At 65.3% G+C, this 22,216-nt stretch carries 16 protein-coding genes; 4 read left to right on the top strand and 12 right to left on the bottom strand.

The annotated features are described in order from the left end of the window. Positions 1-21: 21 nt before the first annotated feature. The 6 genes from tsf to EHH60_RS03675 form a co-directional block, all read right to left on the bottom strand. Positions 22-945, bottom strand: coding sequence for a translation elongation factor Ts (gene tsf, locus EHH60_RS03700; protein WP_124158103.1), 924 nt, complete (start codon positions 943-945; stop codon positions 22-24). A gap of 132 nt (positions 946-1,077) precedes the next feature. After that, positions 1,078-2,073 carry a 30S ribosomal protein S2 gene (locus EHH60_RS03695; RefSeq protein WP_124158102.1) on the bottom strand — a complete coding sequence of 332 codons (996 nt, stop codon included), beginning with the start codon at positions 2,071-2,073 and terminating at the stop codon, positions 1,078-1,080. A gap of 211 nt (positions 2,074-2,284) precedes the next feature. Next, the gene (locus tag EHH60_RS03690; protein ID WP_124158101.1) at positions 2,285-4,921 is read right to left on the bottom strand and encodes a caspase family protein; all 2,637 of its coding nucleotides are present in this window, start codon (positions 4,919-4,921) and stop codon (positions 2,285-2,287) included. A 461-nt stretch (positions 4,922-5,382) separates the two neighbouring features. Then, entirely contained in the window at positions 5,383-6,126 is a 744-nt protein-coding gene (locus EHH60_RS03685) for a carbonic anhydrase (RefSeq protein ID WP_124158100.1), read from the bottom strand. A 130-nt stretch (positions 6,127-6,256) separates the two neighbouring features. Then, positions 6,257-9,760 (bottom strand): DNA polymerase III subunit alpha, encoded by a 3,504-nt coding sequence (dnaE, locus tag EHH60_RS03680; RefSeq protein WP_124158099.1) that lies wholly within the window; start codon positions 9,758-9,760, stop codon positions 6,257-6,259. Between the two features lie 471 nt (positions 9,761-10,231). Then, positions 10,232-10,957, bottom strand: coding sequence for an outer membrane protein (locus EHH60_RS03675; protein WP_124158098.1), 726 nt, complete (start codon positions 10,955-10,957; stop codon positions 10,232-10,234). Between the two features lie 254 nt (positions 10,958-11,211). Here EHH60_RS03675 and EHH60_RS03670 point away from each other — a divergent pair, with 254 nt between their 5' ends. Continuing rightward, the gene (locus EHH60_RS03670; RefSeq protein WP_124158097.1) at positions 11,212-11,520 is read left to right on the top strand and encodes a DUF3551 domain-containing protein; all 309 of its coding nucleotides are present in this window, start codon (positions 11,212-11,214) and stop codon (positions 11,518-11,520) included. 1 nt (position 11,521) lies between these two features. Further along, positions 11,522-11,779 (top strand): DUF3551 domain-containing protein, encoded by a 258-nt coding sequence (locus EHH60_RS03665; RefSeq protein ID WP_124158096.1) that lies wholly within the window; start codon positions 11,522-11,524, stop codon positions 11,777-11,779. 51 nt (positions 11,780-11,830) lie between these two features. Here EHH60_RS03665 and EHH60_RS03660 read toward each other — a convergent pair whose 3' ends face one another. Further along, complete coding sequence (locus tag EHH60_RS03660) at positions 11,831-12,469, bottom strand: HD domain-containing protein (RefSeq protein WP_124158095.1); 639 nt, start codon at positions 12,467-12,469, stop codon at positions 11,831-11,833. Positions 12,470-12,511: 42 nt separating this feature from the next. After that, positions 12,512-12,973 (bottom strand): carboxymuconolactone decarboxylase family protein, encoded by a 462-nt coding sequence (locus EHH60_RS03655; RefSeq protein WP_124158094.1) that lies wholly within the window; start codon positions 12,971-12,973, stop codon positions 12,512-12,514. A gap of 114 nt (positions 12,974-13,087) precedes the next feature. On the opposite strand from EHH60_RS03655, the gene pdxR reads away from it, so the two are divergent. Then, a complete protein-coding gene (gene pdxR, locus EHH60_RS03650) occupies positions 13,088-14,494 on the top strand; it encodes a MocR-like pyridoxine biosynthesis transcription factor PdxR (protein WP_199751274.1) in 1,407 nt (468 codons plus the stop codon). Positions 14,495-14,738: 244 nt separating this feature from the next. Here pdxR and EHH60_RS03645 read toward each other — a convergent pair whose 3' ends face one another. Together EHH60_RS03645 and EHH60_RS03640 are read right to left on the bottom strand one after the other, a co-directional pair. After that, positions 14,739-17,888: a GAF domain-containing hybrid sensor histidine kinase/response regulator gene (locus tag EHH60_RS03645; protein ID WP_124158092.1), complete on the bottom strand. Its 3,150-nt coding sequence runs from the start codon at positions 17,886-17,888 to the stop codon at positions 14,739-14,741. A gap of 275 nt (positions 17,889-18,163) precedes the next feature. Beyond that, positions 18,164-18,937 carry a helix-turn-helix transcriptional regulator gene (locus EHH60_RS03640; protein WP_124158091.1) on the bottom strand — a complete coding sequence of 258 codons (774 nt, stop codon included), beginning with the start codon at positions 18,935-18,937 and terminating at the stop codon, positions 18,164-18,166. Positions 18,938-19,044: 107 nt separating this feature from the next. Between EHH60_RS03640 and EHH60_RS03635 the strand changes: the two genes are divergently transcribed. Then, entirely contained in the window at positions 19,045-20,124 is a 1,080-nt protein-coding gene (locus tag EHH60_RS03635) for a zinc-binding dehydrogenase (protein ID WP_199751273.1), read from the top strand. A gap of 93 nt (positions 20,125-20,217) precedes the next feature. On the opposite strand, the gene EHH60_RS03630 is transcribed toward EHH60_RS03635, so the two are convergent. Both EHH60_RS03630 and EHH60_RS03625 read right to left on the bottom strand, forming a co-directional pair. After that, a complete protein-coding gene (locus EHH60_RS03630; protein WP_061879531.1) occupies positions 20,218-20,922 on the bottom strand; it encodes an ABC transporter ATP-binding protein in 705 nt (234 codons plus the stop codon). A 7-nt stretch (positions 20,923-20,929) separates the two neighbouring features. Then, the gene (locus EHH60_RS03625; protein WP_124158089.1) at positions 20,930-22,210 is read right to left on the bottom strand and encodes a lipoprotein-releasing ABC transporter permease subunit; all 1,281 of its coding nucleotides are present in this window, start codon (positions 22,208-22,210) and stop codon (positions 20,930-20,932) included. Positions 22,211-22,216: the final 6 nt, after the last annotated feature.

Here is a 22,216-nt window from a genome sequence, read left to right as displayed (position 1 = left end):
CCGGAAGGAACGTTCCGGCGCTTACTTCTTGCCGCTGGCGGCGGCGACCTCGGCCGCGAAGTCGCTTTCCTGCTTCTCGATTCCCTCGCCGAGAGCATAGCGCACAAAGCCCGCGATCTTCACAGCGCCGCCGACCTTGCCCTCGGCCTCCTTCACCGCCTGCGCCACCGACTTGCCGGTGTCGTGGATGAAGGCCTGCTCGAGCAGGCAGACTTCCTTGTAGTAGGTCTTGAGGCCGGACTCGACGATCTTCTCGATCACATTCTCAGGCTTGCCCTGCTGACGGTACTTGTCGGCGAGCACGTCCTTCTCGCGCTTGACCACGGCCGGATCGAGCCCGGACGGATCGAGCGCCAGCGGGTTGGCGGCCGCGACATGCATCGCGATCTGACGGCCAAGCGCGGCGAGCTCGTCGGCCTTGCCCGGCGATTCCAGCGCCACGATCACGCCCATCTTGCCGGCGCCCTCGATGACGGCGCCGTGGACGTAGTGCGACACCACGCCCTGGCTGACTTCGAGCTGGGCGGCACGGCGCAGCGTCATGTTCTCGCCGATGGTGGCGATCGCATCGTTGATTGCGGTTTCGATCGTGACGTCGCCGACCTTGGCGGCCTTGATCTTCTCGACATCGGCGCCGACGTCGAATGCGACCTGGGCGATCATCTTGACCAGACCCTGGAACTGGCCGTTGCGCGCGACGAAGTCGGTCTCGGAATTGACCTCGACCACGACCCCCTTGGTGCCCTTGGTGAGCGCGCCGATCAGGCCCTCGGCCGCGACCCGGCCCGACTTCTTGGCGGCTTTGGACAGACCCTTCTTGCGCAACCAGTCCTGCGCCGCTTCCATGTTGCCGTCGTTCTCGGTCAGCGCGGCCTTGCAGTCCATCATGCCCGCGCCAGTCGACTCGCGCAGATCCTTGACCATCGCAGCTGTGATCGTTGCCATCGTTGAAATCCCTTGTGCCTGCCGGTTTGCCGCAGCGTGGCATGGTAGCGCCCCGCCGCGGTCCATCTCAGCAATTCGCGTCAACTGAAATGGTGGCCGGATCCTATCCGGCCAACCCATCGCTCTTTTTGACTATTCCGCTTCCGCGGTCAGCGCCTTGGCCTTGGCGACCCAGGCATCCGCTCGGCTCGGCAGACCGACTTCTTCGCCGATCGTGTGCGCGGTGTCGTGGTCGAGCTCGGCGAGCTGCCAATAGTGGAAGATGCCGAGGTCGTTGAACTTCTTCTCGATCGCACCCGACACGCCCGGGAGCTTCTTGAGGTCGTCGGCGGTGCCGCGCGGACCGGCAAGGCCCTGGAAACCGCTAGAAGACGCCGCCGGCAGCTCTTCGGCGAGCGGACGGGTCGAAGCGCCGATGTCGATGCCCGAATCACCCTGGGCGCGCGAGATGCCGTCGATCGCCGCACGCGCGATGAGATCGCAGTACAGCGAAATGGCGCGGCCGGCATCGTCATTGCCCGGCACCACGTAGGTGATGCCCTTCGGGTCCGAATTGGTGTCGACGATCGCGGCGACCGGGATGTTGAGGCGCTGGGCCTCCTGGATCGCGATGTCTTCCTTGTTGGTGTCGATCACGAAGATCAGGTCGGGCAGACCGCCCATGTCCTTGATGCCGCCGAGCGAACGGTCGAGCTTGTCGCGCTCGCGCTGAAGCGTCAGACGCTCCTTCTTCGTGTAGGAATTGGCTTCGCCGCCCGAGAGCACGTCGTCGAGGTGACGCAGGCGCTTGATCGAGGCCGAGATCGTCTTCCAGTTGGTCAGCGTGCCGCCGAGCCAGCGCGAATTGACGAAGTACTGCGCGCAGCGCTTGGCCGCGTCTGCAACACCGTCCTGCGCCTGACGCTTGGTGCCGACGAACAGGATGCGGCCGCCCTTCGCAACCGTGTCGCTGACGGCCTGGAGGGCCTGGTGCAGCATCGGCACGGTCTGGGCGAGGTCGACGATGTGGATGTTGTTGCGGGTGCCGAAAATGAACGGAGCCATTTTCGGATTCCAGCGGTGAGACTGGTGACCAAAGTGCACGCCAGCTTCGAGCAGCTGACGCATGGTGAAATCGGGTAGCGCCATCGTTCTAATTCTCCGGTTGGTTCCTCCGGAAACGTGTGAGCAAAACGGAGCGTTCTCGCCCCGGTTGCCACCGGACGGCCTTGTGAGCCATGTTTCCGTGTGAGATGGCGCGCTATATAGCGCCATTTCGGCCAGAAGCAAGGAAATAACGGCCGTTGGGGACGCCTCTAGGCTGCCGTCGCATCCTAGCGTCCCCCGCCCCTTGAGCCTCCTAACACTTTGGCTGGCCCGGCGGGCAGCTCTTCGGTGGCGGGCCAGCCGGCCGCGGGGGCGCATGCGGCGCCGGATGCGGCGCGGCGGCCATCGGCGGCGGCGCCGGTCGGGCGACCGGAGGTGGTGGCGGCGGCGCTGGCCGTGCAACCGGCGGCGGAGGTGGTGCCGGCCGCGCCATCGCTGGCGGAGGCGGCGCCGGCCGGGCAACAGGTGGCGGTGGCGCCGGCCGCGCCACGGCCACGGGCGGAGGCGCCACTCGTGGCGGCGGAGGTGGCGCAACGCGCGGCGGAGGCGGCGGCGTCGGCCTTGCCAGAGCCTGGGGACGCGGCGGCGCAGCGGCGGGCCTGGCGGCCTGCGGCGGCGGTGGCGCGGGCCGATGATCCTGAACTCCGGACGGTGTCCGCGCCGCTACGGGCGGCGGCGGAGGTGTCGCGGGTTTGACCGCCGTCGGGGCGGCGGGCTTGCCGGCGGCCGCGCTCGGCGGCGGCAAAGCGCCCGGCTGGGGCCCGGCCGGCCTGCCGCGCAGGTCGGGCACAGGCGGGGTCGTCGTCCCCGGCGGCCTGGGCAGGGCCGCCGACGGGGTCGCCGCGTTTCCGGAAGCTGGCGGCTGATTGGGTGTTGTTGCCGCCTTTGGCTGCGCCGGCGGGACGTTGCCGCTCGGTGCCGTCGCGGTCGCGGCGGGCTTGCCAGGGGACGGGACAGTTCCGGGCGCAGCCCTTGCCCCAGCCGGCGGCGGCCCGCCGGGGGTGCCGGGCACCGGCAGCGTATTGGCCGGCGACGGCTTGGTCGGGACCAGCGCTTGTGGGGTTGCTGCAGCGCTGCCGGCGGGAGCGTTCGCGGCCGGACTGGGCGTGCCGCCGGGCGTCCCCGTCGCGGGCAGCGCTCCGGCCGGCGGGCTGCCGGGAGCTCCCGGCGCCGGCGCGATATTGGCCTGCGGCGGCTTGGCGCCTGCGGGCGGCGGCGCTGTCGTGCCAGGCGCGACATTGGCCGGAGCCGGTGTCGCGACACCCGGCCGCGCCGTCGGCTGGACGGTCGCGCTCGGCGGCATCGGCGCCTTGCCTTGCTGGATCAGCGCGGCGCGCTGCACGACTGCCTGCGGCACGGCGGGACCTGCCGGCGTGGCGCGGCCGGCCACCGCCGGCGCCAGATTGCCCGGACCGGGCGCTGGCCCCGCGGCCGGCGGCGGCGCCGGCGGGCGGTTGATCACCGTGTTGATGACGGTCGTGTTATGGATGTTCTGGTAGATGATGTTGTTCGGCGGCGGCGCGACATAGACCGGCGGCCTGACGAACACCGGGATCGGCACGAACACCGGCTGCGGCAGCACGAACAGGCCGACCACCGGGAGCGGCGGCGGCAGCACGACGAAATCCGGCGGCGGCGGCGGCAGATAATAGACCGGCGGCGGCGGTGGCGGCACGAAGCCGAAATCGGGATCGCTGAAATACAGCACCGGACGGTCGACATAGATCACCTCCTCCGGCGGCGGTGGCGGCACGTCGTAGTCCAGCATCGCGAAAGTCGGCGGCGGCTCGAGCGGCGCAGTCAGGATCGCGAGCCTGCGCCGGGCATCGCCCGCATGCGGCCCGCGCGGGTAGCGGCGCAGATACGACCAATAGGCGTCCGGCGTGTCGGCGCGATAGGTCCGCCGCCAGGTGATCGCTTCGCGGCGCGCCGCCACGATGGCCATCACACGCTTTGCGAGCGGGTCGTTCGGATAGGCCGCGAGAAATTCCTCATAGGCCGCCAGCGTGTCGCGCTCGAGCGCGGCGGCATAGGCATCCTGCACGCCGAGATCGCGGATCGGCTTGTTGCGGATCGCGGCGACCTGGTCGGGCGCAGCCTCCGGCGGCGGCGCGTCGGGCCCACGCTCGAAGAACGAGAATTGCGCCGATATCTTCTGCTCGTTCCAGGGCACCTGTGCGCCCTTGGAGGCCTCGTTGACGCGCAAGCGCACGCGGTCGAACACCTCGGGCAGCGGCAGACCGCCGGTGCGGATCATCTCGGCGAGCGACTGTGCGTAGATGCCGTACGGCCCCGGCTCCTCCGGCGCCACCGTGCCGGGCGCGGCGTTGAAGGCGATCAGCATGTTCGCCTCGGGCTCGACCAGCGCCAGACCGCTCGCGATCGGCTGGCCGCCCTCGATGAAGGGTTGCGCGCGCGCCGCGTCGAGCACCACGATGCTGGCCTTGAGCGGAATGGACGCGAGCTGGCGCGCGTAGTCGCTGATGCGCAGGGCCTCGGTCGGTATGTCGGTGTCGCGGGTGATGTTGGAATCGACCGGGATGAAATAGTTCTCGCCGGCAAGCTGCACGCCGTAGCCGGCGAGATAGATCATCGCGACGGTGCCAGGTCCCGACGCCTGGGCCTTCTGGATGAAATCGCGCAAGCTCTTGCGCAGCGTGTCGCCGTCGAGATCGCGCGCGCCGACCACGTCGAAGCCGGCCGCCTGGAGCGTCTGCGCGATCAGGCCGGCATCGTTGGCCGTCGTCGCCAGCGGCGATTTGGCGTAGGCGCCGTTGCCGACCACGAGCGCGAGGCGCTTTTCCGGCTGCTGCGCGGTCGCGGGGTAAGCCGCCGCAAGCAACAGCATCGGCAGCAGCGCGAAAATGAAGAATCGGTGAGTCCCACGCATGGCTTGTCCGCCGCTGTTTTGAAGCCCCCACCGTACACTAGGCGCGTGGCAGCCTGAACGGAATTTGAACGAAAAGCATTTGAATGCGGCAGCGGATGGCCTGGCCGAACGCCTGTTCTGCAGGCCACCTCACGCGAAGGTGGGAGGCGCACGACACGGCGAGCCGGAGCTGTGGGACGCTCGTCCGCACCACCGCGCCTGCCCCGCCTCAGCGATCCAATTTATTGCATTGCGGTCGCGTGGTCCGGCCCACGCCACTCCGTTTGACAGCCGCACAGCACCGCGGCCGCGGCGAGCAGCGTAACCACGCATCATCCAAGCGCCTGCCTGTCCGAGCGTGAGGCCAGCGCGAAGCAAGCCTCTGATTGCATCAGAGTCAGCATCGTTGCCCTGTGCCGAAATCCGCCGGCCTCTGAAGGAAAAAGAGGCGGGACCGCCAGGCCGCGATGCTTCGGGTGGGCTCAGCCCTGGGCAAGCAGCTCGACGCTTCCCGTGCTCAGCCGATAGATACCGCCGACAACCTTGAGCTTGCCCTGCTCGGCCGCTGCGTTGAGGATCGGGGCGGCCGATTTCAGCTTGGCGACGTTGTCGAGGACATTCTGGCGAATGGCGTTGTCGAGCGCGTTCCCGCTCTGCTGAGCCGCCGTCTTCACCGCCGGCGCGATCGCGGCGACGAGCGAGGGGATGTGCCCCGGCAACGGCTTGTCGTCCTTCAGCGACTTGATGGTCGCATCGACGGCGCCGCAATTGTCATGGCCGAGCACCAGGATCAAGGGCGTGCCGAGCACCGCGACGGTGTATTCCATGCTGGCGACGGTTTCCTCGCCCGCAAAGTTTCCGGCGACGCGGCACACAAACAGGTCTCCGCGTCCACTGTCGAAGGCATATTCGGGCGCGATGCGCGAATCGGCACAGCTCAATACGGCCGCGTAGGGATTCTGACCGCCGACCAGCGCCTCGCGCTCATGCTTGAAGTCGTGGCGGCGCGACACGCCCGAGACATAGCGCGCATTGCCTTCCATCAGCCGCTTCAGCGCCGCATCGGGCGACAACACGTTCTGCGGCTTCGGCGGCGCCTTCGCCTCCTTGGCCAGCGCGGACCCGCCAAAGGCCGCGGACGCAAATGCCGAACCGGCCAACAGCATCATGGCGCGCCGGGAGGGAGTAACGGGGTGATGCAGGTTGTCAGAGCATTGGTCGCACATGATTGTTGTTTTCCCTGGTTTCCCGCCCGAACGAGATTGTCGAGACGACAACTGATAGCTGCGCTCGCTCAAGCTTGAAACCACGTGCGAGGCAAATAGTTAAGCTTTGGTTTGCAGCGATACGGCAATGTCAGAGCTGCTGCACGTCCACCACGCCCGCGACCGCCTTGATCGCGCCCGCGATCTGGGGCGAGACCTTGAAACGGCCGGGCAGCTTCATCTCCACTTCCGTCTCGAGGTCGAGCATCATCACGAGCGAGACCTCGCCGTCGCCGTTGGATCGCGGTGCGATACCGGGACTGCCGACCTTCGGCGCACCGCCGTTGGAGCCCGCCATGTCGGGTCCGGCGAGACGCTTGGCGATCGAGTCCAGCGGCTTGGTGTCGCGCAGGAAGATGCGCAGGCCCTTCTGCGTCTTGGCCGCGGCGTCATCGAGCGGCTCGGCATGCAGCACGCGGGCGCGAACGTCCTCGCCCTGAAGCTCGGCCCCCAGCTGCAGCAGCACGGCCGCGCCCGGCTCCAGCACGTCGCGATATTGCGCGAGCCCTTCGGAGAACAGCACCGCCTCAAAGTGTCCCGTGGGATCAGAGAGCCCCATGATGCCCATCTTGTTGCCGGTCTTGGTGCGCCGCTCCATGCGCGAGACCACGGTGGCGGCGACCTTGCCGGCGGTCGCCCCGGTCTTCACCGCGCGCGAGAACTCGGCCCAGCTCTGCACCCGCAGCCGCTTCAGCACGGTGGCGTAATCGTCGAGCGGATGGCCGGACAGGAAGAAGCCGACGGCGTCGTATTCGCGGCGGAGCTTTTCGGCCGGCAGCCACGGCTCGACCTGCGGCAGCATGATGGTCGGCGCATCCGCCGACATGCCGAACATGTCGTTCTGGCCGATGGTCGCGGCCTCATGCGCGCGCTGGCACGCGGCGAGGATCGAGTCAGCACCGGCAAAGACGCGCGCCCGGTTCGGCTCCAGCGTATCGAAGGCGCCCGCGGCAGCGAGACTTTCGATGATGCGCTTGTTGATCGCGCGCGGCGAGACCCGCGCGGCGAAATCGGCGAGCGAGGTGAACAGGCCGCCTCTGGTCCGCTCCGCGATGATCTGCTCGATCGCCTGAATGCCGACGCCCTTGAGCGCTGCGAGCGCGTAGTAGATCGTCTTCTCGCCGACGTCGAAGGTCGCGCCCGACCGGTTGATGTTGGGCGGCTCGACCTTGATGCCGAGCCGCTGCGCCTCGGAGCGGAATTCGGAGAGCTTATCGGTGTTGTTGAGATCGAGCGTCATCGACGCCGCGATGAACTCCACGGGATAGTGCGCCTTCATGTAGGCGGTGTGGTAGGACACCAGCGCGTAAGCCGCCGCGTGGCTCTTGTTGAAGCCGTAGTCGGCAAACTTCGCCAGGAGTTCGAAGATGGTCTCGGCCTGCCCCTTCGGCACGCCGTTCTTCACCGCGCCCGCGACGAAGATGTCGCGCTGCTTGTCCATCTCGGCGCGGATCTTCTTGCCCATGGCGCGGCGCAGGAGGTCGGCGTCCCCGAGCGAGTAGCCCGACATCACCTGCGCGATCTGCATCACCTGTTCCTGGTAGATGATGACGCCGAAGGTCTCCTTGAGGATCGGCTCCAGCACCGGATGCAGATATTCCGGCTCCTCGTCGCCGTGCTTGCGCGCGCAGTAGGTCGGGATGTTCGCCATCGGGCCCGGGCGATAGAGCGCGACCAGTGCGATGATGTCCTCGAAACGGTCCGGACGCATGTCGATCAGCGCCCGCCGCATGCCCTGGCTTTCAACCTGGAACACGCCAACGACGTCGCCGCGCGCCAGCATCTGGTAGCTCTCGGCATCGTCGATCGGCAGCGTGGCGAGATCGACATGGATGCCGCGCGGCTCGAGCAGTTTGACTGCGACGTCGAGGACTGTGAGCGTTTTCAAGCCGAGGAAGTCGAACTTCACGAGCCCGGCGGGCTCGACCCATTTCATGTTGAACTGGGTCACCGGCATGTCGGATTTGGGATCGCGGTAGAGCGGCACGAGCTCGCTCAACGGGCGATCGCCGATCACGATGCCGGCCGCATGGGTCGAAGCGTGGCGCGTCAGGCCTTCGAGGCGCTGGGCGATGTCGAAGGCGCGCGCCACCACCGGGTCTTCGTCGCGAAACGCCTGGAGCTTCGGCTCGCTCTCGATCGCGGCGGCCAGCGTCACCGGTGCAGCAGGATTTTGCGGCACCAGTTTCGTGAGCTTGTCGACCTGGCCATAGGGCATCTGGAGGACGCGCCCGACGTCGCGCAGCACGCCGCGCGCCTGCAGCGTACCGAAGGTGATGATCTGCGCGACCTGGTCGCGGCCGTAGCGCTGCTGCACGTAACTGATGACCTCGCCGCGGCGGTCCTGGCAGAAGTCGATGTCGAAGTCCGGCATCGAGACGCGTTCGGGATTGAGGAAGCGCTCGAACAGCAGGCCGAACTTGATCGGATCGAGGTCGGTGATGGTCAGCGCCCAGGCGACCAGCGAGCCGGCGCCGGAGCCGCGGCCCGGCCCCACCGGAATCCCTTGCGACTTCGCCCATTTGATGAAGTCGGACACGATCAGGAAGTAGCCCGCATATTTCATGCGGGTGATGACGTCGAGCTCGAAGGCGAGCCGCTTGGCGTAGGTCTCTTCCGTCGTGCCCTGCGACAGGCCATGCACGCGCAGGCGGTTGGCGAGCCCCTCCTCCGCCTGGCGCTTCAATTCAGCCGCCTCGACTGCAGCGGCGTCCGAGCTCGACGCGGCGCCCACGGTGAAGAACGGCAGGATCGGCTTGCGCGTCATCGGCCGGAACGAGCAGCGCTCGGCGATCTCCACCGTCGAGGCCAGCGCCTCCGGGATGTCGGCGAACAGCACCGCCATCTCGGCGCGCGTCTTGAAGCGATGATCCGGCGTGAGCTGCTCGCGCTCGGTCTCGGCGATCAGCCGCCCTCCGGCGATGCAGAGCAGCGCGTCATGGGCTTCGTAATCGTCGGTCGCGGCGAAATACGGCTCGTTGGTCGCAACCAGCGGCAGTCCCTTGGCGTAGGCGATGTCGATCAGGCCGCTTTCGACGCGCCGCTCTTTCTCGGTATTGTGACGCTGCAATTCGACGTAGAGGCGGTCGCCGAACAGGCCGGCCAGACGCTCGCAGCGCGCGCCGGCGAGCTCGGCATGACCGCCCGCGAGCGCCAACGAGATCGGCCCGTCCGGTCCGCCCGTCAGTGCGATCAGGCCTTCGGTCTCGCCCTCGAGCCAATCGAACTTGATGAACGGAGCATGGCTGTCCGGCGATTCCAGGAACGCGCGCGAGTTCAGCCGCATCAGGCTGCGATAGCCGCGCTCCTGCGCTCCCAGCAGCACCACCCGCGACGGCCCCATCGCGTTGCGCGCATTCGGATCCTGATCGCCGAAATCGATGGCCAGCTCGCAGCCGACGATCGGCTGGATGCCGGAACTCGCCATCTTGTCGGAGAACTCCAGCGCACCGAACAAATTGTCGGTGTCGGTCAGCGCCAGCGCAGGCTGGTGGTCCTTCTTCGCAAGCTCGGCGAGCTTGGCGATCTTGATCGAGCCCTTGAGCAGCGAATAGGCCGAGTGAACGTGAAGGTGAACGAATCCGGCGCTCGGCATGGTCGCGTGACGGCCTCTTGCAGATGAAATGGAGCGGTCGCCAGCGCCGGGAGATGTCAGGCAGATCAAAGAGGATCCCGCATCGCCCGGCCGACTCGCCTCACAATGGTGGGGCGTCACTGCTCCAGAGTCCACGCCGGACCGGCGGATCGGCCAAGTCGTCCCGCTTTTCCCCAAGCGCAAGCGGCACGCTCACCGGCCTAGAGCTGCGGAATCACCTGCGCCCAGATCGCGATCATCCCGACGAACAGCGTGATGGACGCCAATGCGGCGGCTTCTTCCACGAAAACCCTGAACATGGCCTGCTCCCTTGCTGGAACGTATGAAGAACATTGTTCTCATTTTGTTCAGGGGAGTCAAGCGATCCGAGACCGCCGCGAAACGCGATGGTTAACTCGCTGAATGCAAACAACAAAAAAGCCCCGGCCGAAGCCGGGGCTTTCGTCAGCCGCTCGCGTTGAGCGAGCTGTCTTAGTAGCGAGCCATCAGCGGGCCGCCGAACTTGTAGTTCAGGCGGACGAGGCCCATATCGACGTCCTGCTTGATGCGGTTGACCGCACCACTGGCGAACGTGACATTCTGGTCGCCGAGGAAGATGTGGTTGTACTCGACACCGACCGTCCAGTTCGGAGCGAAACCGAACTCCAGGCCTGCGCCAACCGTGCCGCCCCAGCGGGTCTCGTCCGCGTTATCGAGGTTTGCACCCGTGGCAACGCTGTAGACGTCGTACTTGTTGCTGACGACAGCCGCACCGCCCTTCACGTAGAGCAGGACGTTGTTCCAGGCATAGCCAACCTGACCGGTGATGAGCCCAAATGCGTCCATCCTGGTCCGGTTACGATTGCCGGGGGCGATCAGGCTGATGTTGTCGCCCGAGAAGTCGGCCCAGTTGCCCTGGCCTTCCACACCGAAAACGAACTGGCCAGTCTGCCAGCGATAGCCGATCTGGCCACCGACCGTCCCGCCGGTCGAGTTGTGCGAACCTTCCGGACCGAAGTTGACGAGGTCCCACGACGTATCCGCCGAACCGCCGCCACCGTTGACGCCGATGTAGAAGCCGCTCCAGTCGTACACGGCTGCGATCGCCGCCGGCGGAGCTTTGGTGTAGGGCCGCGCCGCGAGGTCAGCAGCCATCGCCGGTGCAGCCGCGCTGAGCGCGACGAGGCTGACAGCGGCAAGCAACAAACTCTTCTTCATTTGATTCCCGTTCCAGTTTCTTCAGTAGGCCCCCGGGCCGTGCGCAATGTCTTAGCAGTGGACGACGGAATTGCTGTAACCGCGACGCAACAGTTAGGTCCAAAGGACCTCGCTGATTAACGAATGTTTATCAGCAGGTGTGCGGAAACCCTATGAAACAAGGGTTTTCACGAGTTCCAATGTCGACTAGAGGACATAAACTGCACGTGCGCGTACCGGCATCGCGCGCACATTCGCGTGATTGGAGAATCGAAATGCGCGGTCGAGTTCCGTTGCCCATTGTCGCCACATTTTCGCTCGCATTCGCCACATTTGCGTTCGCATCAGGTGCAAGCACCCCGGCGCACGCATTCGGCAAAAATCATCCATTCTGCCTCACCGGTGATGAATGGCCGGGACTCAGCAATTGCAGGTTCGACACGTACGCGCAATGTCAGGAGAGCGCATCCGGTCGCGCGCTGACCTGCATCGCCAATCCGTATTTCGTCGGACAAAGCGACGATCCATACGCGTATCAGAATCGTCCGCGCGCGCAGACGCCCGGCTATTTCCTGCCACGCTGAGATGCGCCGGGCCCGCCTCGCGCTCATCGCGATCGCCCAGCTCTTGGCCGGCGGACTTGCGCATGCACAGACCTACGATCCGAGCTATCCGGTCTGCATGCAGATCTACGGGCCCGTCGGCTATTTCGACTGCCGCTACGCATCGCTCGCGCAGTGCCGCTATCTCGCCGTCGGGCGCTCCGCGAGTTGCGTGGTGAATCCATATTTTCCGTCAAGCAAACCGGCGCCCCCTCACCGCCCGAGACGCCCCGCCGGATGATCAACCGTTTGGCTGATGCCAGGCATCCCGTGACGGGGCGGCTGCGTCGCCTCAACTTTGCCAGGGCGTGTTGCGGATGCGTGTGCACGCGTTCGGCTTGCGGAAGCTCGGATCGTGATCTTCGATGTAATCGAAATTGACGGTCCCGAACGTCGTCTGCGGCTTCTTCAGCGCTGAGCAGGTCTGCACCTTCAGGAACTCGTTCTTGAAGTCGCCGCGCGGGTACGCGGAGATCACCTGGTCGCGCTGCTCCGGCGTGTACTCGTCATATCCAATGCCCACGACGTCCACCAGGACGCCTGCGTTGGTGAGCGCGATCTCCGGTCTCATATATTGCGGAATGCCGGGGGTGGTGTGTAGCGCGATTGCTTCCCACACCAGGTCGGACTGCGGCTCGGCAATGCCGCGCGCCCGCAGAAAGTCGCGCGCGGCGTCGGCGCCGTCGACCTCAAATCGCTTGGTCTCGGTGTGGTAGCGATCGACGAGACCGAGGTCGTGAAACAGCGCCGCGACATACAGCAGCTCGGGATCGAACTTCAGCTTCTGACGCAGCCCCTTGATCGCGCCGAATATGTAGACGCGAACCGAATGGTTGAACAACATCTCGCCTTCGTAACTGCGCACCAGTTCGGCAGCCTCGCGCGCCAATTGACTGTCGGGAATTTTGACGCCGGAGATCACGCTCGTCATTTTCAGGCTCCTGCTTTCTGTTTCGGCCGATGTCATTCGTCGTCAGGCGGCACTCGCGAGCACGGCCTGCGGCGTTTTCCGGAAGCTGGTCGACATGCGATTGTATGCATTCATCAGGCTGATCGCGATCGTGAGATCGACGAGCTCGCGCTCATTGAAGATCTTGCGGGCGGCTCGATAAGCATCATCTGGAACGCTGGTCTCGGTGACGCGGGTGACCGTCTCGGCCCATGCAAGGGCGGCGCGCTCGCGCTCGTCGAAGAGATCGCCTGCCTCCGCCCACGCCTGCACCAGCGCCAGCTTTTCGATCTTCACGCCACTCTTGAGCAGGTCGCGCGTATGCATGTCGAGGCAATAGGCGCAGTTGTTGATCTGCGACACACGGAGATAGACCAGGGTGACCAGCGTCGCGGGAAGCCCGCTCTGCATGACGTAGCCGTAGACACCGCCCAGCGCCTTCGCGCCTGCCGGTGCAACGTGGTTGTAGTCGAGACGTTCACTCATCTGCTTGCTCCTTCACGATCGGAGGGACGAACACTCCCCGTTGCCCTTTAGGTGCCCCTGCTCTGGTCCACGAAAAAGCACCAAGAATGCACAAAAATCGTGTACCAAGCAGGCATGACCAAGCCGTTGCGCCTGGACCTGGATCGATTTGCGAAGACGCCGTTGGCCGAGCAGATCCACAGGGGAATCAGGGCCGCCATCGAGAGCGGCGTGCTCGCCCCGGGCGCGCGCCTGCCCTCCTGGCAGGATCTGGCCGCTCAGCTCGGCGTCGCGCGCGGCACCGTGCGCGTCGCATACGAAAAGCTCTCAGCCGCCCAACTGATCGTCGCAAGCCGCGCGACTGGAACACATGTCGCGGACCGGCCGCGCCTTCCGGTGCGGCGGGACAAGTCTCCTGCCCCGGGCTCGTTCATGGAGATGTACCAGGAGCTCACGGCTGGCCCGGCGATCTTCCAGATGGGCGTGCCTGCGCAGGAGACGCTTCCCGCGACGTTGCTGGCGCGGATACGCGCGCGGGCGGTCCGTATCGAGACGAGCGCACCGGCGATCTATCCTGATCCGCGCGGCGAGCCGGCGTTGCGGCGCGAGATCGCGGCCTACCTCGCGCTGGCGCGCGGAATCGAATGCGCGCCCTTCCAGATCATCATCACCGGCGGTTTCAGCGGCGGCCTTGGCCTGACGCTCCGCGTCCTCGGCCTCGAGCAGAAGAAGGCCTGGATGGAGGACCCGGGCTTTCCGTTCACCCGGCACGGCCTCACGCTTGCGCGATCATCGATCGTGCCGATCCCCGTTGATGCCGACGGCATCGATGTCGATTTCGGCCTGAAGCATGCTCCTGATGCCGCACTGGTGGTCGTGACGCCGGGTCAGCAGGCGCCGCTCGGAGCGACATTGTCGCTGGCAAGACGCTCACGCCTGCTCGACTGGGCCACGCAAAGCAAGGCGTGGGTGATCGAGGATGACTATCTGAGCGAGCTTCAGCTCGAGGGCCGGGCGACACCGGCGCTTGCCTCGCTCGACCGCGCCGGTCGCGTCATTCACATAGGAACTTTCAGCAAGACCGTGACGCCGGCCCTGCGACTGGGCTTTGTGGTTGCACCCGCCGCTCTGGCGTCGCGATTCGCCGAAGTTGCGGCGTGCCTCGCGCCTGCGCCTGGACGCGCGGTGCAGCTTGCGCTGGCTGATTTCATGAGCGACGGCCATTATCTCCGGCATCTTCGGCGCACCAAACGGATCTACGCAACGCAAGCCGATGGTTTGCTGAAATACCTGCGCCCGCGCACTGCAAACGTTGCGATTGCCGGATTGGCTGCGATCCTGCGCTTGCCGGAGGGAGCACCCGATCTGGCCATCGCCAGGGAAGCGGCACGGCTTGGCCTCGCGCCTACGCCGCTATCGCTCTGGTCTGCGACGCATGCTTCTGCGCGCCCGGGATTGTTGCTCGGCGTCGCAATGTCTCCTCTCAAGAAGATCGAGGCGTCCTGCGGTCGGCTCCTTCAGATCATCGATCGACTGACGTGATCAATGCGCGTCGGCATATTCCTCAAAGGTCTTCTGGCGAAAGCCGGGACAGCGCCCTCTGAAGGCGACATGCAAGGGGACATATCTATCCGAAGATCGTCGGGTACGAGCTTCACCGCCGGATCGACATCGCCGCAAAGCGCAATGGGATGAAGCTCGATGCCCGCGGCGATCGATTCAACCTGAAGCCATTCGCTTTGGAAGCCGGCGTGCTTCGAATCGAAGGGCGTCTGACGCGACGCTCTCAACTCTCGTCGAGCAGATTGCGAATTTTGGCGGCCAGGTCTTCGATCGCAAAGGGCTTGGACAGCAGATGCTTGCCGGCGTCGAGCACGCCGTTGTGGACGATCGCATTGCGCGTATAGCCGGTGGTAAACAACACCTTCAAGCCCGGATGTCGTTTCGACAGCTCTGCCGCGAGTTCAGCCCCGGTCATTTCGGGCATGACGACATCCGTGAACAGCAGATCCGGAATGGTGCCGTTTTCGATCGTCCTGATCGCCTCTCTGGCGCTCGCAGCTTCGATGACGCTATAGCCGAGCTCGCGCAGGCTTTCGGATGAGATGCTGCGGACACGCTCGTCGTCTTCCACGACGAGAATCGTCTCGTTCTGATGGCTTGCGCCTGGATGGATGACTCCGCGCGCGGAGTCCGCGATTGCCTCCTCGCCGATGATACGTGGAAGGTAGATCTTCACGGTCGTGCCGACGTCGACTTCCGAGTAGATTTTGACATGGCCGCCCGACTGCCGCACGAAGCCGTAGACCTGACTTAGTCCGAGGCCGGTGCCCTTGCCGACGACCTTGGTCGTGAAGAACGGATCGAAGACCTTTCCCAGCATCTCGGCCGGAATTCCCGTGCCGTTGTCCGTCACGGCAATCAGAACGTATTGCCCGGGTGCCAGGGCGTATTCGCGGGCATATTTTCGATCTATCGAAGCGTTGCTGGTTTCGATTGTCAGCCTGCCGCCCTTCGGCATGGCATCACGCGCATTCACCGCGAGATTGATGACCGCGCTTTCCAGCTGGGCGGGGTCGGCTTTGACGCGCCAGAGACCCGCAGCGAGGACCGATTCGAGGTGGACCAGCTCGCCAAGCGATCGCTCGAGCAACTCACTCATCCCGCCGACCATCCTGTTGACGTCCAGGACTTCCGGCGCAAGAGGCTGCTGACGCGAGAACGCGAGCAACCTTTGCGTCAAAGTGGCTGCGCGGTTTGCGCCGTCAATGGCACCCTCGATGAAGCGCTCAACACTGACCTCTCCTTTGCTGAGCCGCCGCTTTGCAAGATTCAGGCCTCCCAGTATCACAGCCAGCATATTGTTGAAGTCGTGGGCAATGCCTCCCGTCAATTGCCCGACGGCTTCCATCTTCTGCGATTGCCGCAATTGCTCCTCGGCCTTCATGCGCTCGCCTATCTCGTCGGCGACACGTTGCTCCAGTTCGGCATTGAGCGTCTCGAGCTTGGTCAAGAGCCGAGCGTTGTCTATGGCCGTCGCGGCATGACCGGCAATGCCGAGCAATGCGGCCTCATGCTCTTCGTGGAACTTACCTACCTCCGCGTGGCCGAAGAAAAGCCCACCGAGCACTTCGCCGCTTCGCGAGACCACGGGGACCGCCAGGTAGGAGCGGACCGGAAGATGGCCCTCGGGCATGCCTTTGCGCGGCGCATTCCTGCCATAGCGCGGGTCCTGCAGAATGTCGTCCGACCTCACCACGCCCGTGCCCTTGAACGTCGGCTCGAACACGGCGGTGTTGCGCGGCATTGGGAAGTTTTCGAAAGCGGATCGGGGTGCGCCGGACAGCGAGTACAGCATGTAGCTGCCGCCGTCCGCTGCCAGGACGTTGTAGAAGAAGGCTCCGAATTGAGCAGCCGTCAGCTCGACGCCGGCGTCTGTCACGATCTGAACGATCTTCTCGAGATCGCGCTCGCGGGCAACCGATGTCCCCGTATCGTTGAGGATCCTGAGATGACGTTCGGTTTTCTTTTGTGCGGAGATATCCAGCACCGTCCCAATGAAGCGCGTAGCCTGGCCTCCGGAAAAAATTGCGCGACCAGTGGCGGCGATCCAGCGCTCGACGCCGTCCTCAATACCAACAGTTCGGTATTCGATGTTGTAGCTCGCCGGAGAATGGGGCTTCAGGGCTGCCGATACGGCCTCATGGGCGCGCTGCCTGTCGTCGGGATGAATGCCCTTCAGGAACGACGCTTCATAGCTGACGTCGGCGTCCGGACGGAGACCGAACACCTCCTTGCAGCGGCTATCCCATCGGAGAACGTCGTTGAGTGGATCGTAGTCCCAGGTGCCGATGCCCGCCGCCCTGTTCGCGAGGACCAGCCGTTCGGCCGCTTCCCGGGCTGCCTGCTCCGACCGGACGCGCTCGATGTGCGCCCATGATCGCTCCGTCACCTCGGTGAGCAAAGCAAGCTCCCGTGGCGTCCAGAGATGCGGGCCCCGGTGATGTATCGCCATCAAGGCAGTCAGTCGCCCCTCCTTCACCAGGGGCATGCAAATCGTCGAACCTATGCCGATGCGCTGGAAAGCCGCGGCTTCCTCCGGCGCGATCTCCTTCAGATTGTCGTTGATGACGAGGGGCCTGCCGGCGCTCAGCTCTCGCACCGCCTTCTCACCGAAGTCAGCAAGGCTATAGTGCCCCAGGATGTGCATCGCACCGGGGGCTGCCCAGTCTCCCCGTATGGTGAAGCCGTCCTGATCAGGATCCATGTCGGCATAGGCGCAGTTCGAGACGCCGAGATGCTCACCGACCATTCTCGTCGTCACCGCCATCACGCCGTCGGCATCGCGGATCTTGGCCGTCTCCTTGTTGAGGGCGTCAAGGAAGAGCAGCCGGGCTTCGTTCTCGCGCACGGCCGTTTCCGCACGGCGGCGTTCGACCGCGGTGCGCGTGCGCTCGGCAACATCGCGGATGAGCTCCAGCTCTTCAGGGCTCCATTCGCGCGGTGCGGCATTGTTGAGGTACAACAGCGCCACGACCCCGTCGGGCTCGGAGATCGGCATGTTGACGAGCGCGCGTGCAGAGATCGCCTCGAGAGCTCGGGCGCGGTCGCCGATGCGAGGATCTTTTTCGGCATCGGCGCAGATGACCGTTTCGCCCCGCTTCAAATCCTCGATATAGCTGCCGTAGTCGCGAAAGCGCAGCACGCCGGCCAGGCTTGAGATCCCGGGAGCGTTCCAGTCGCGAACGATAGTGATCGTTTCGGCGGAGGTATCAACGGTGCCGTAACCTGCCCGGCTGACATTGAGGCTGCGGCCAAGCAGCTCAGCCGCGGCATAGGCGAGATCGTCGGGGTTGCCGATTTCTCGAATGTAGTCGCCGAGGGTGGCTAAGACGGCATTCCGGTCGGCCGAGCGCAGCCCGGTCGCTGTCGTCATCGGTCTTCCCCGGACACTTCCCTGCCTCCATTCAATAGACTGATGAAACTGTATTCCGCGTTGCGCAGTTCACTTCGATTCGGGGCAGGCCGACCTGACGTCGATGTCGACTGGCCGACCAATTAACCGCTGGGTGACACCTGGGTTCCCTGGCCCTTGGGATCCGGCTGAAGGCGCTCCACGTTCGAATTGTGCTCGGAACGAGATCTGCACCGGTCGTATTCGAAGGCCGGATTGGCTTCGAAGCGAGACGCTCTATTGAATCAGTCTCCGTCCTACACCGGCGTATAGATCACGAGCTTCAGCGCGGGATCGTCGTTGGCCTGGAAGCTGGTGTGCTCGAAGTGCAGCACGCCTTTGGCCGGATGGTTCATGGTCTTGCGGCCCGAGATGGTGCTGCGGATGTCGTGCGCCTCCCACCATTTGACGAATTCCGGACTGCCCTTGCGCAGTCGCGTGAGCAATTCCGTGAAGGCGGGATCGCCGGCCCAGATGTCGTGGGTTGCGCGAAACATCGCCACCATGGCCTTGGCGACGTCCGCCCAGCCGCCGCCGTAGGATTTTCGCGTCTGCTTGTTGGTCATCATGAGGAGCAGCGTGTTGCGATCCTGCTCGGGCAATCGCCCGAAGGCGAAGACGTCCTCGGCCGCGTCGTTCCAGGCCAGCACGTCCCAGCGCCGGCCGGTGACGTAGGCCGGCTGGTGCAGGCTCTCGATCATCCGCTGGATCGGCGCCGGCACGATTTCGCGCCTGAACGCGCGCTTGTCGCCGTCGCGCGCCAGCGCCTTCAGGTGCGCATGCTCGGTCTTGCTGAGACGCAGCGCGCGGGCCAGTGCGTCGATCGTGGTGACGGACGGGCTGACGGTGCGGCCCTGCTCGAGGCGGATGTACCAGTCGACGCCGATGCCGGCGAGCTGCGCGACCTCCTCGCGACGCAGCCCCGCGGTGCGCCGGCGCCGGCCCATCGGAAGCCCGACGGTCTTCGGCGACAGCTTTTCGCGGCGGGACCTCAGGAAGTCGCCGAATTCAACCCGGCGTGGATCGGCCATGACGAGCTCCTGCAATGGAGGGCCTGTAGAATGCTAGGATAATACCAGGCCTTCCTGTCCCCTCCAAGGCGGCGCATAGGGCTTCACCCGACCTTGAGGTGAACATCATGAAAGCTGCCGTACTCAAGTCCTTTGGATCGCCGCTCGTGATCGAAGACGTTCCGGACCCAGCCATCGGCACCGGCGAGGTGATCGTCGACGTCGTCGCCACGCGCGTGCTGTCCTACATGAACGAGGTCCTCGACGGGACGCGCAATTATGCGCTCGACCTGCCGATCGTGCCGGGCCCCGGCGGCATCGGCCGGGTCCGCGCGATCGGTCCGGACGCGACCAGGCTTGCCATTGGCGACTGGGTGTTCTGCGACCCGACTGTGCGCTCGCGCGATGACTCCGTTGCGCCCGATATCGCTCTGCAGGGGCTGACCGCCGCCGGGCCCGGCGGCATGCTTCTGCAACAGCACTTTCGCCATGGCTCCTTCGCCGAGCAGATGCGCCTGCCGACCGAGAACGTCAAACGCCTCGGCGCGATCACGTCGGAGGAAGCGACGCGTTGGTGCGCGCTGGGGACGCTGCTGGTGCCTTATGGCGGCTTCCTCGCTGCAAATCTTCAAGCCGGCGAGACCGTGCTGGTGAGCGGCGCCACCGGCAATTTCGGCAGCGCGGCAGTATCCGTTGCGCTGGCGATGGGCGCAGCCTGCGTGGTGGCGCCGGGCCGCAACGAAAAGATCCTCGCCGACCTCGTCCGTCGCTTCGGCGACCGCGTGAAGCCGGTCAGGCTCACCGGCAACGAGGACGACGACCGCGAGAGCATGAAGCGCGCCGCACCGGGCCCGATCGACTGTGTGTTCGACATCATGCCGCCTTCGGTGAGCCCGACCGTCGTGCGCGCGGCGGTCATGACGGTGCGCGCTTATGGCCGCGTCGTGCTGATGGGCGGCGTCGGCATGGCGGGCGGCGCGGGCCTAGAGCTGCCCTACCCCTGGATCATGCGCAACTGCATCGGCATCCACGGCGTCTGGATGTACCCGCCGGATGCGGCGAGTCGTCTGATCGCGCTGGTCCGCGCGGGGCTGCTGCGGCTCGACGCGTACGAGACCACGGCCTTCGACCTCGACCATGCCAATGCGGCGGTCGAGCACGCCGCCGCCAATGGCGGGCCGTTCAAATTGACCGTGATCAGGCCTTGAGCCCTCAGGCGGTGGCCGAGCGCCGTCGCCGATTTTTGCGTCAGTTCCGCCAAGCACTTGGCTACTGTGCATGGGGTTGTTTTCGCAGTTCTGCTAGTCGAGCTCGACCACCTGGCCGTTCGAGAGCGAGACGCGCCGGTCCATGCGGCCGGCGAGCTCCATGTTGTGGGTCGCGATCAGCATCGACACCCGCGTCGCCTTGACCAGCTGCATCAGAGCCTGAAACACGTGATCCGCCGTGTGCGGGTCGAGATTGCCGGTCGGCTCGTCCGCAAACAGCACGCGCGGCGCGTTGGCGACCGCACGCGCGATCGCAACACGCTGCTGCTCGCCGCCGGACAGCTCGGCCGGGCGGTGGGTGATGCGGTCGCCGAGGCCGAGATAGCCCAGGATCTCCTTGGCGCGCTTGACGCTCTCGGACTTCTTCAGGCCGCGGATCATCTGCGGCAGCATGACGTTCTCGAGCGCCGAGAACTCCGGCAGCAGCCGGTGCGACTGGTAGACGAAGCCGATGTCGGTGCGGCGAAGCTGCGTGCGCTCGATGTCGGGCAGCTGAGAGGTCGGCGCGCCCGAGACATAGACCTCGCCGGAATCGGGCGCTTCGAGCAGCCCCGCGATATGCAGCAGCGTCGACTTGCCCGAGCCCGACGGCGCCACCAGCGCGACGGATTGGCCTGCCCACAGCGCCAGATTGGCTCCGTCGAGGATCGTCAGCGGCACCTCGCCCTGCAGGTACTGCCGCTTTATCTCGTGGAGATAAATGACCGGTACATCTTCCGCCCCCTGCTGCTGCTCCATCAGCCCCTCACTCGTACCGCAGCGCTTCGACGGGATCGAGGCGCGCGGCGCGCCACGACGGATAGAGCGTCGCCAGGAACGACAGCGTCAGCGCCATGATGACGACGGCCGTGGTCTCGCCCACGTCGATCTCGGCGGGCAGTTTCGACAGGAAATAGAGTTCCGGCGAGAACAATTCGGTGCTGGTCAACCATGACAGGAATTGCCGGATCGATTCGATGTTGAGGCAGATCACCAGGCCGACGCAGAAGCCGACCAGCGTGCCGACCACGCCAATCGAGGCGCCCGTGATCAGGAAGATCCGCATGATCGATCCCTGCGAGGCGCCCATCGTGCGCAGGATCGCGATGTCGCTGCCCTTGTCCTTCACCAGCATGATCAGGCCGGAGACGATGTTGAGCGCGGCGACCAGCACGATCATCGTCAGGATCAGGAACATCACGTTGCGCTCGACCTGGAGTGCATTGAAGAAGGTCGAGTTGCGCTGCCGCCAATCGACCAGGAACACCGGCCGACCCGCCGCCTCCGTCACCGCCTTGCGAAAGCCGTCGATCTTGTCGGGGTTGGTGGTGAACACCTCGATCGAGGTCACGTCGTTGCTGCGGTTGAAATAGGCCTGCGCTTCAGCCAGCGGCATGAACACGAAGCCGAGATCATATTCGGACATGCCGATCTCGAACACGGCGACGATCTTGTACGGCTTGATCCGCGGCGTCGTGCCCATCGGTGTGACCGCGCCCTTCGGCGCCACCAGCGTCACGCTGTCGCCGGCATGCAGCGACAGCTGGTCGGCGAGACGCCGGCCGATCGCGACGCCCTGCCCGTCGTCAAAGCCTTCGAGCGAGCCCTGCTTGATGTTCTTGGCGATCGAGGTGAGGTTGTTGAGATCGTCGGAGCGGATGCCCCGCACCAGGACGCCCGAGGCGTTCCACGGCGATGATGCCAGCGCCTGACCATCCACGACGGGCGCCGCGAGGCGGATGCCCTCGACCTGACTGATGCGCTCGGCGACGTCCTTCCAGTCGGTCAGCGGCGATTCCAGTGGCTGGACCAGGATGTGGCCGTTGAGCCCCAGGATCTTGTCGAGCAGCTCTTTGCGGAAGCCGTTCATCACGGCCATGACGATGATCAACGTCGCAACGCCGAGCATGATGCCGAGAAAGGAGAACCCGGCGATGACCGAGATGAATCCCTCCTTGCGCCGCGCCCGCAGATAGCGCGCCGACAGCATCCACTCGAATGGCGCAAAAGGCGCAGTTTGCACGGTTTCGGTCATGGTCTCATCCATCGCTCG

Origin of the sequence: Bradyrhizobium sp. RP6 (assembly GCF_003837805.1) — a bacterium.
GTDB lineage: Bacteria > Pseudomonadota > Alphaproteobacteria > Rhizobiales > Xanthobacteraceae > Bradyrhizobium.
This window is presented reverse-complemented; position numbering and strand designations above follow the sequence as displayed.

Bases quoted from the DNA above. Each gene is read 5' to 3' on its own strand.
- dnaE (WP_124158099.1), bottom strand. From the start codon at position 9,760: ATGCCGAGCGCCGGATTCGTTCACCTTCACGTTCACTCGGCCTATTCG.
- EHH60_RS03695 (WP_124158102.1), bottom strand. From the start codon at position 2,073: ATGGCGCTACCCGATTTCACCATGCGTCAGCTGCTCGAAGCTGGCGTG.
- EHH60_RS03690 (WP_124158101.1), bottom strand. From the start codon at position 4,921: ATGCGTGGGACTCACCGATTCTTCATTTTCGCGCTGCTGCCGATGCTG.
- EHH60_RS03660 (WP_124158095.1), bottom strand. From the start codon at position 12,469: ATGACGAGCGTGATCTCCGGCGTCAAAATTCCCGACAGTCAATTGGCG.
- EHH60_RS03635 (WP_199751273.1), top strand. From the start codon at position 19,045: ATGAAAGCTGCCGTACTCAAGTCCTTTGGATCGCCGCTCGTGATCGAA.
- EHH60_RS03625 (WP_124158089.1), bottom strand. From the start codon at position 22,210: ATGGATGAGACCATGACCGAAACCGTGCAAACTGCGCCTTTTGCGCCA.
- EHH60_RS03630 (WP_061879531.1), bottom strand. From the start codon at position 20,922: ATGGAGCAGCAGCAGGGGGCGGAAGATGTACCGGTCATTTATCTCCAC.
- EHH60_RS03670 (WP_124158097.1), top strand. From the start codon at position 11,212: ATGCGCGGTCGAGTTCCGTTGCCCATTGTCGCCACATTTTCGCTCGCA.
- EHH60_RS03655 (WP_124158094.1), bottom strand. From the start codon at position 12,973: ATGAGTGAACGTCTCGACTACAACCACGTTGCACCGGCAGGCGCGAAG.
- EHH60_RS03665 (WP_124158096.1), top strand. From the start codon at position 11,522: ATGCGCCGGGCCCGCCTCGCGCTCATCGCGATCGCCCAGCTCTTGGCC.
- pdxR (WP_199751274.1), top strand. From the start codon at position 13,088: ATGACCAAGCCGTTGCGCCTGGACCTGGATCGATTTGCGAAGACGCCG.
- tsf (WP_124158103.1), bottom strand. From the start codon at position 945: ATGGCAACGATCACAGCTGCGATGGTCAAGGATCTGCGCGAGTCGACT.
- EHH60_RS03675 (WP_124158098.1), bottom strand. From the start codon at position 10,957: ATGAAGAAGAGTTTGTTGCTTGCCGCTGTCAGCCTCGTCGCGCTCAGC.
- EHH60_RS03685 (WP_124158100.1), bottom strand. From the start codon at position 6,126: ATGTGCGACCAATGCTCTGACAACCTGCATCACCCCGTTACTCCCTCC.
- EHH60_RS03640 (WP_124158091.1), bottom strand. From the start codon at position 18,937: ATGGCCGATCCACGCCGGGTTGAATTCGGCGACTTCCTGAGGTCCCGC.
- EHH60_RS03645 (WP_124158092.1), bottom strand. From the start codon at position 17,888: ATGACGACAGCGACCGGGCTGCGCTCGGCCGACCGGAATGCCGTCTTA.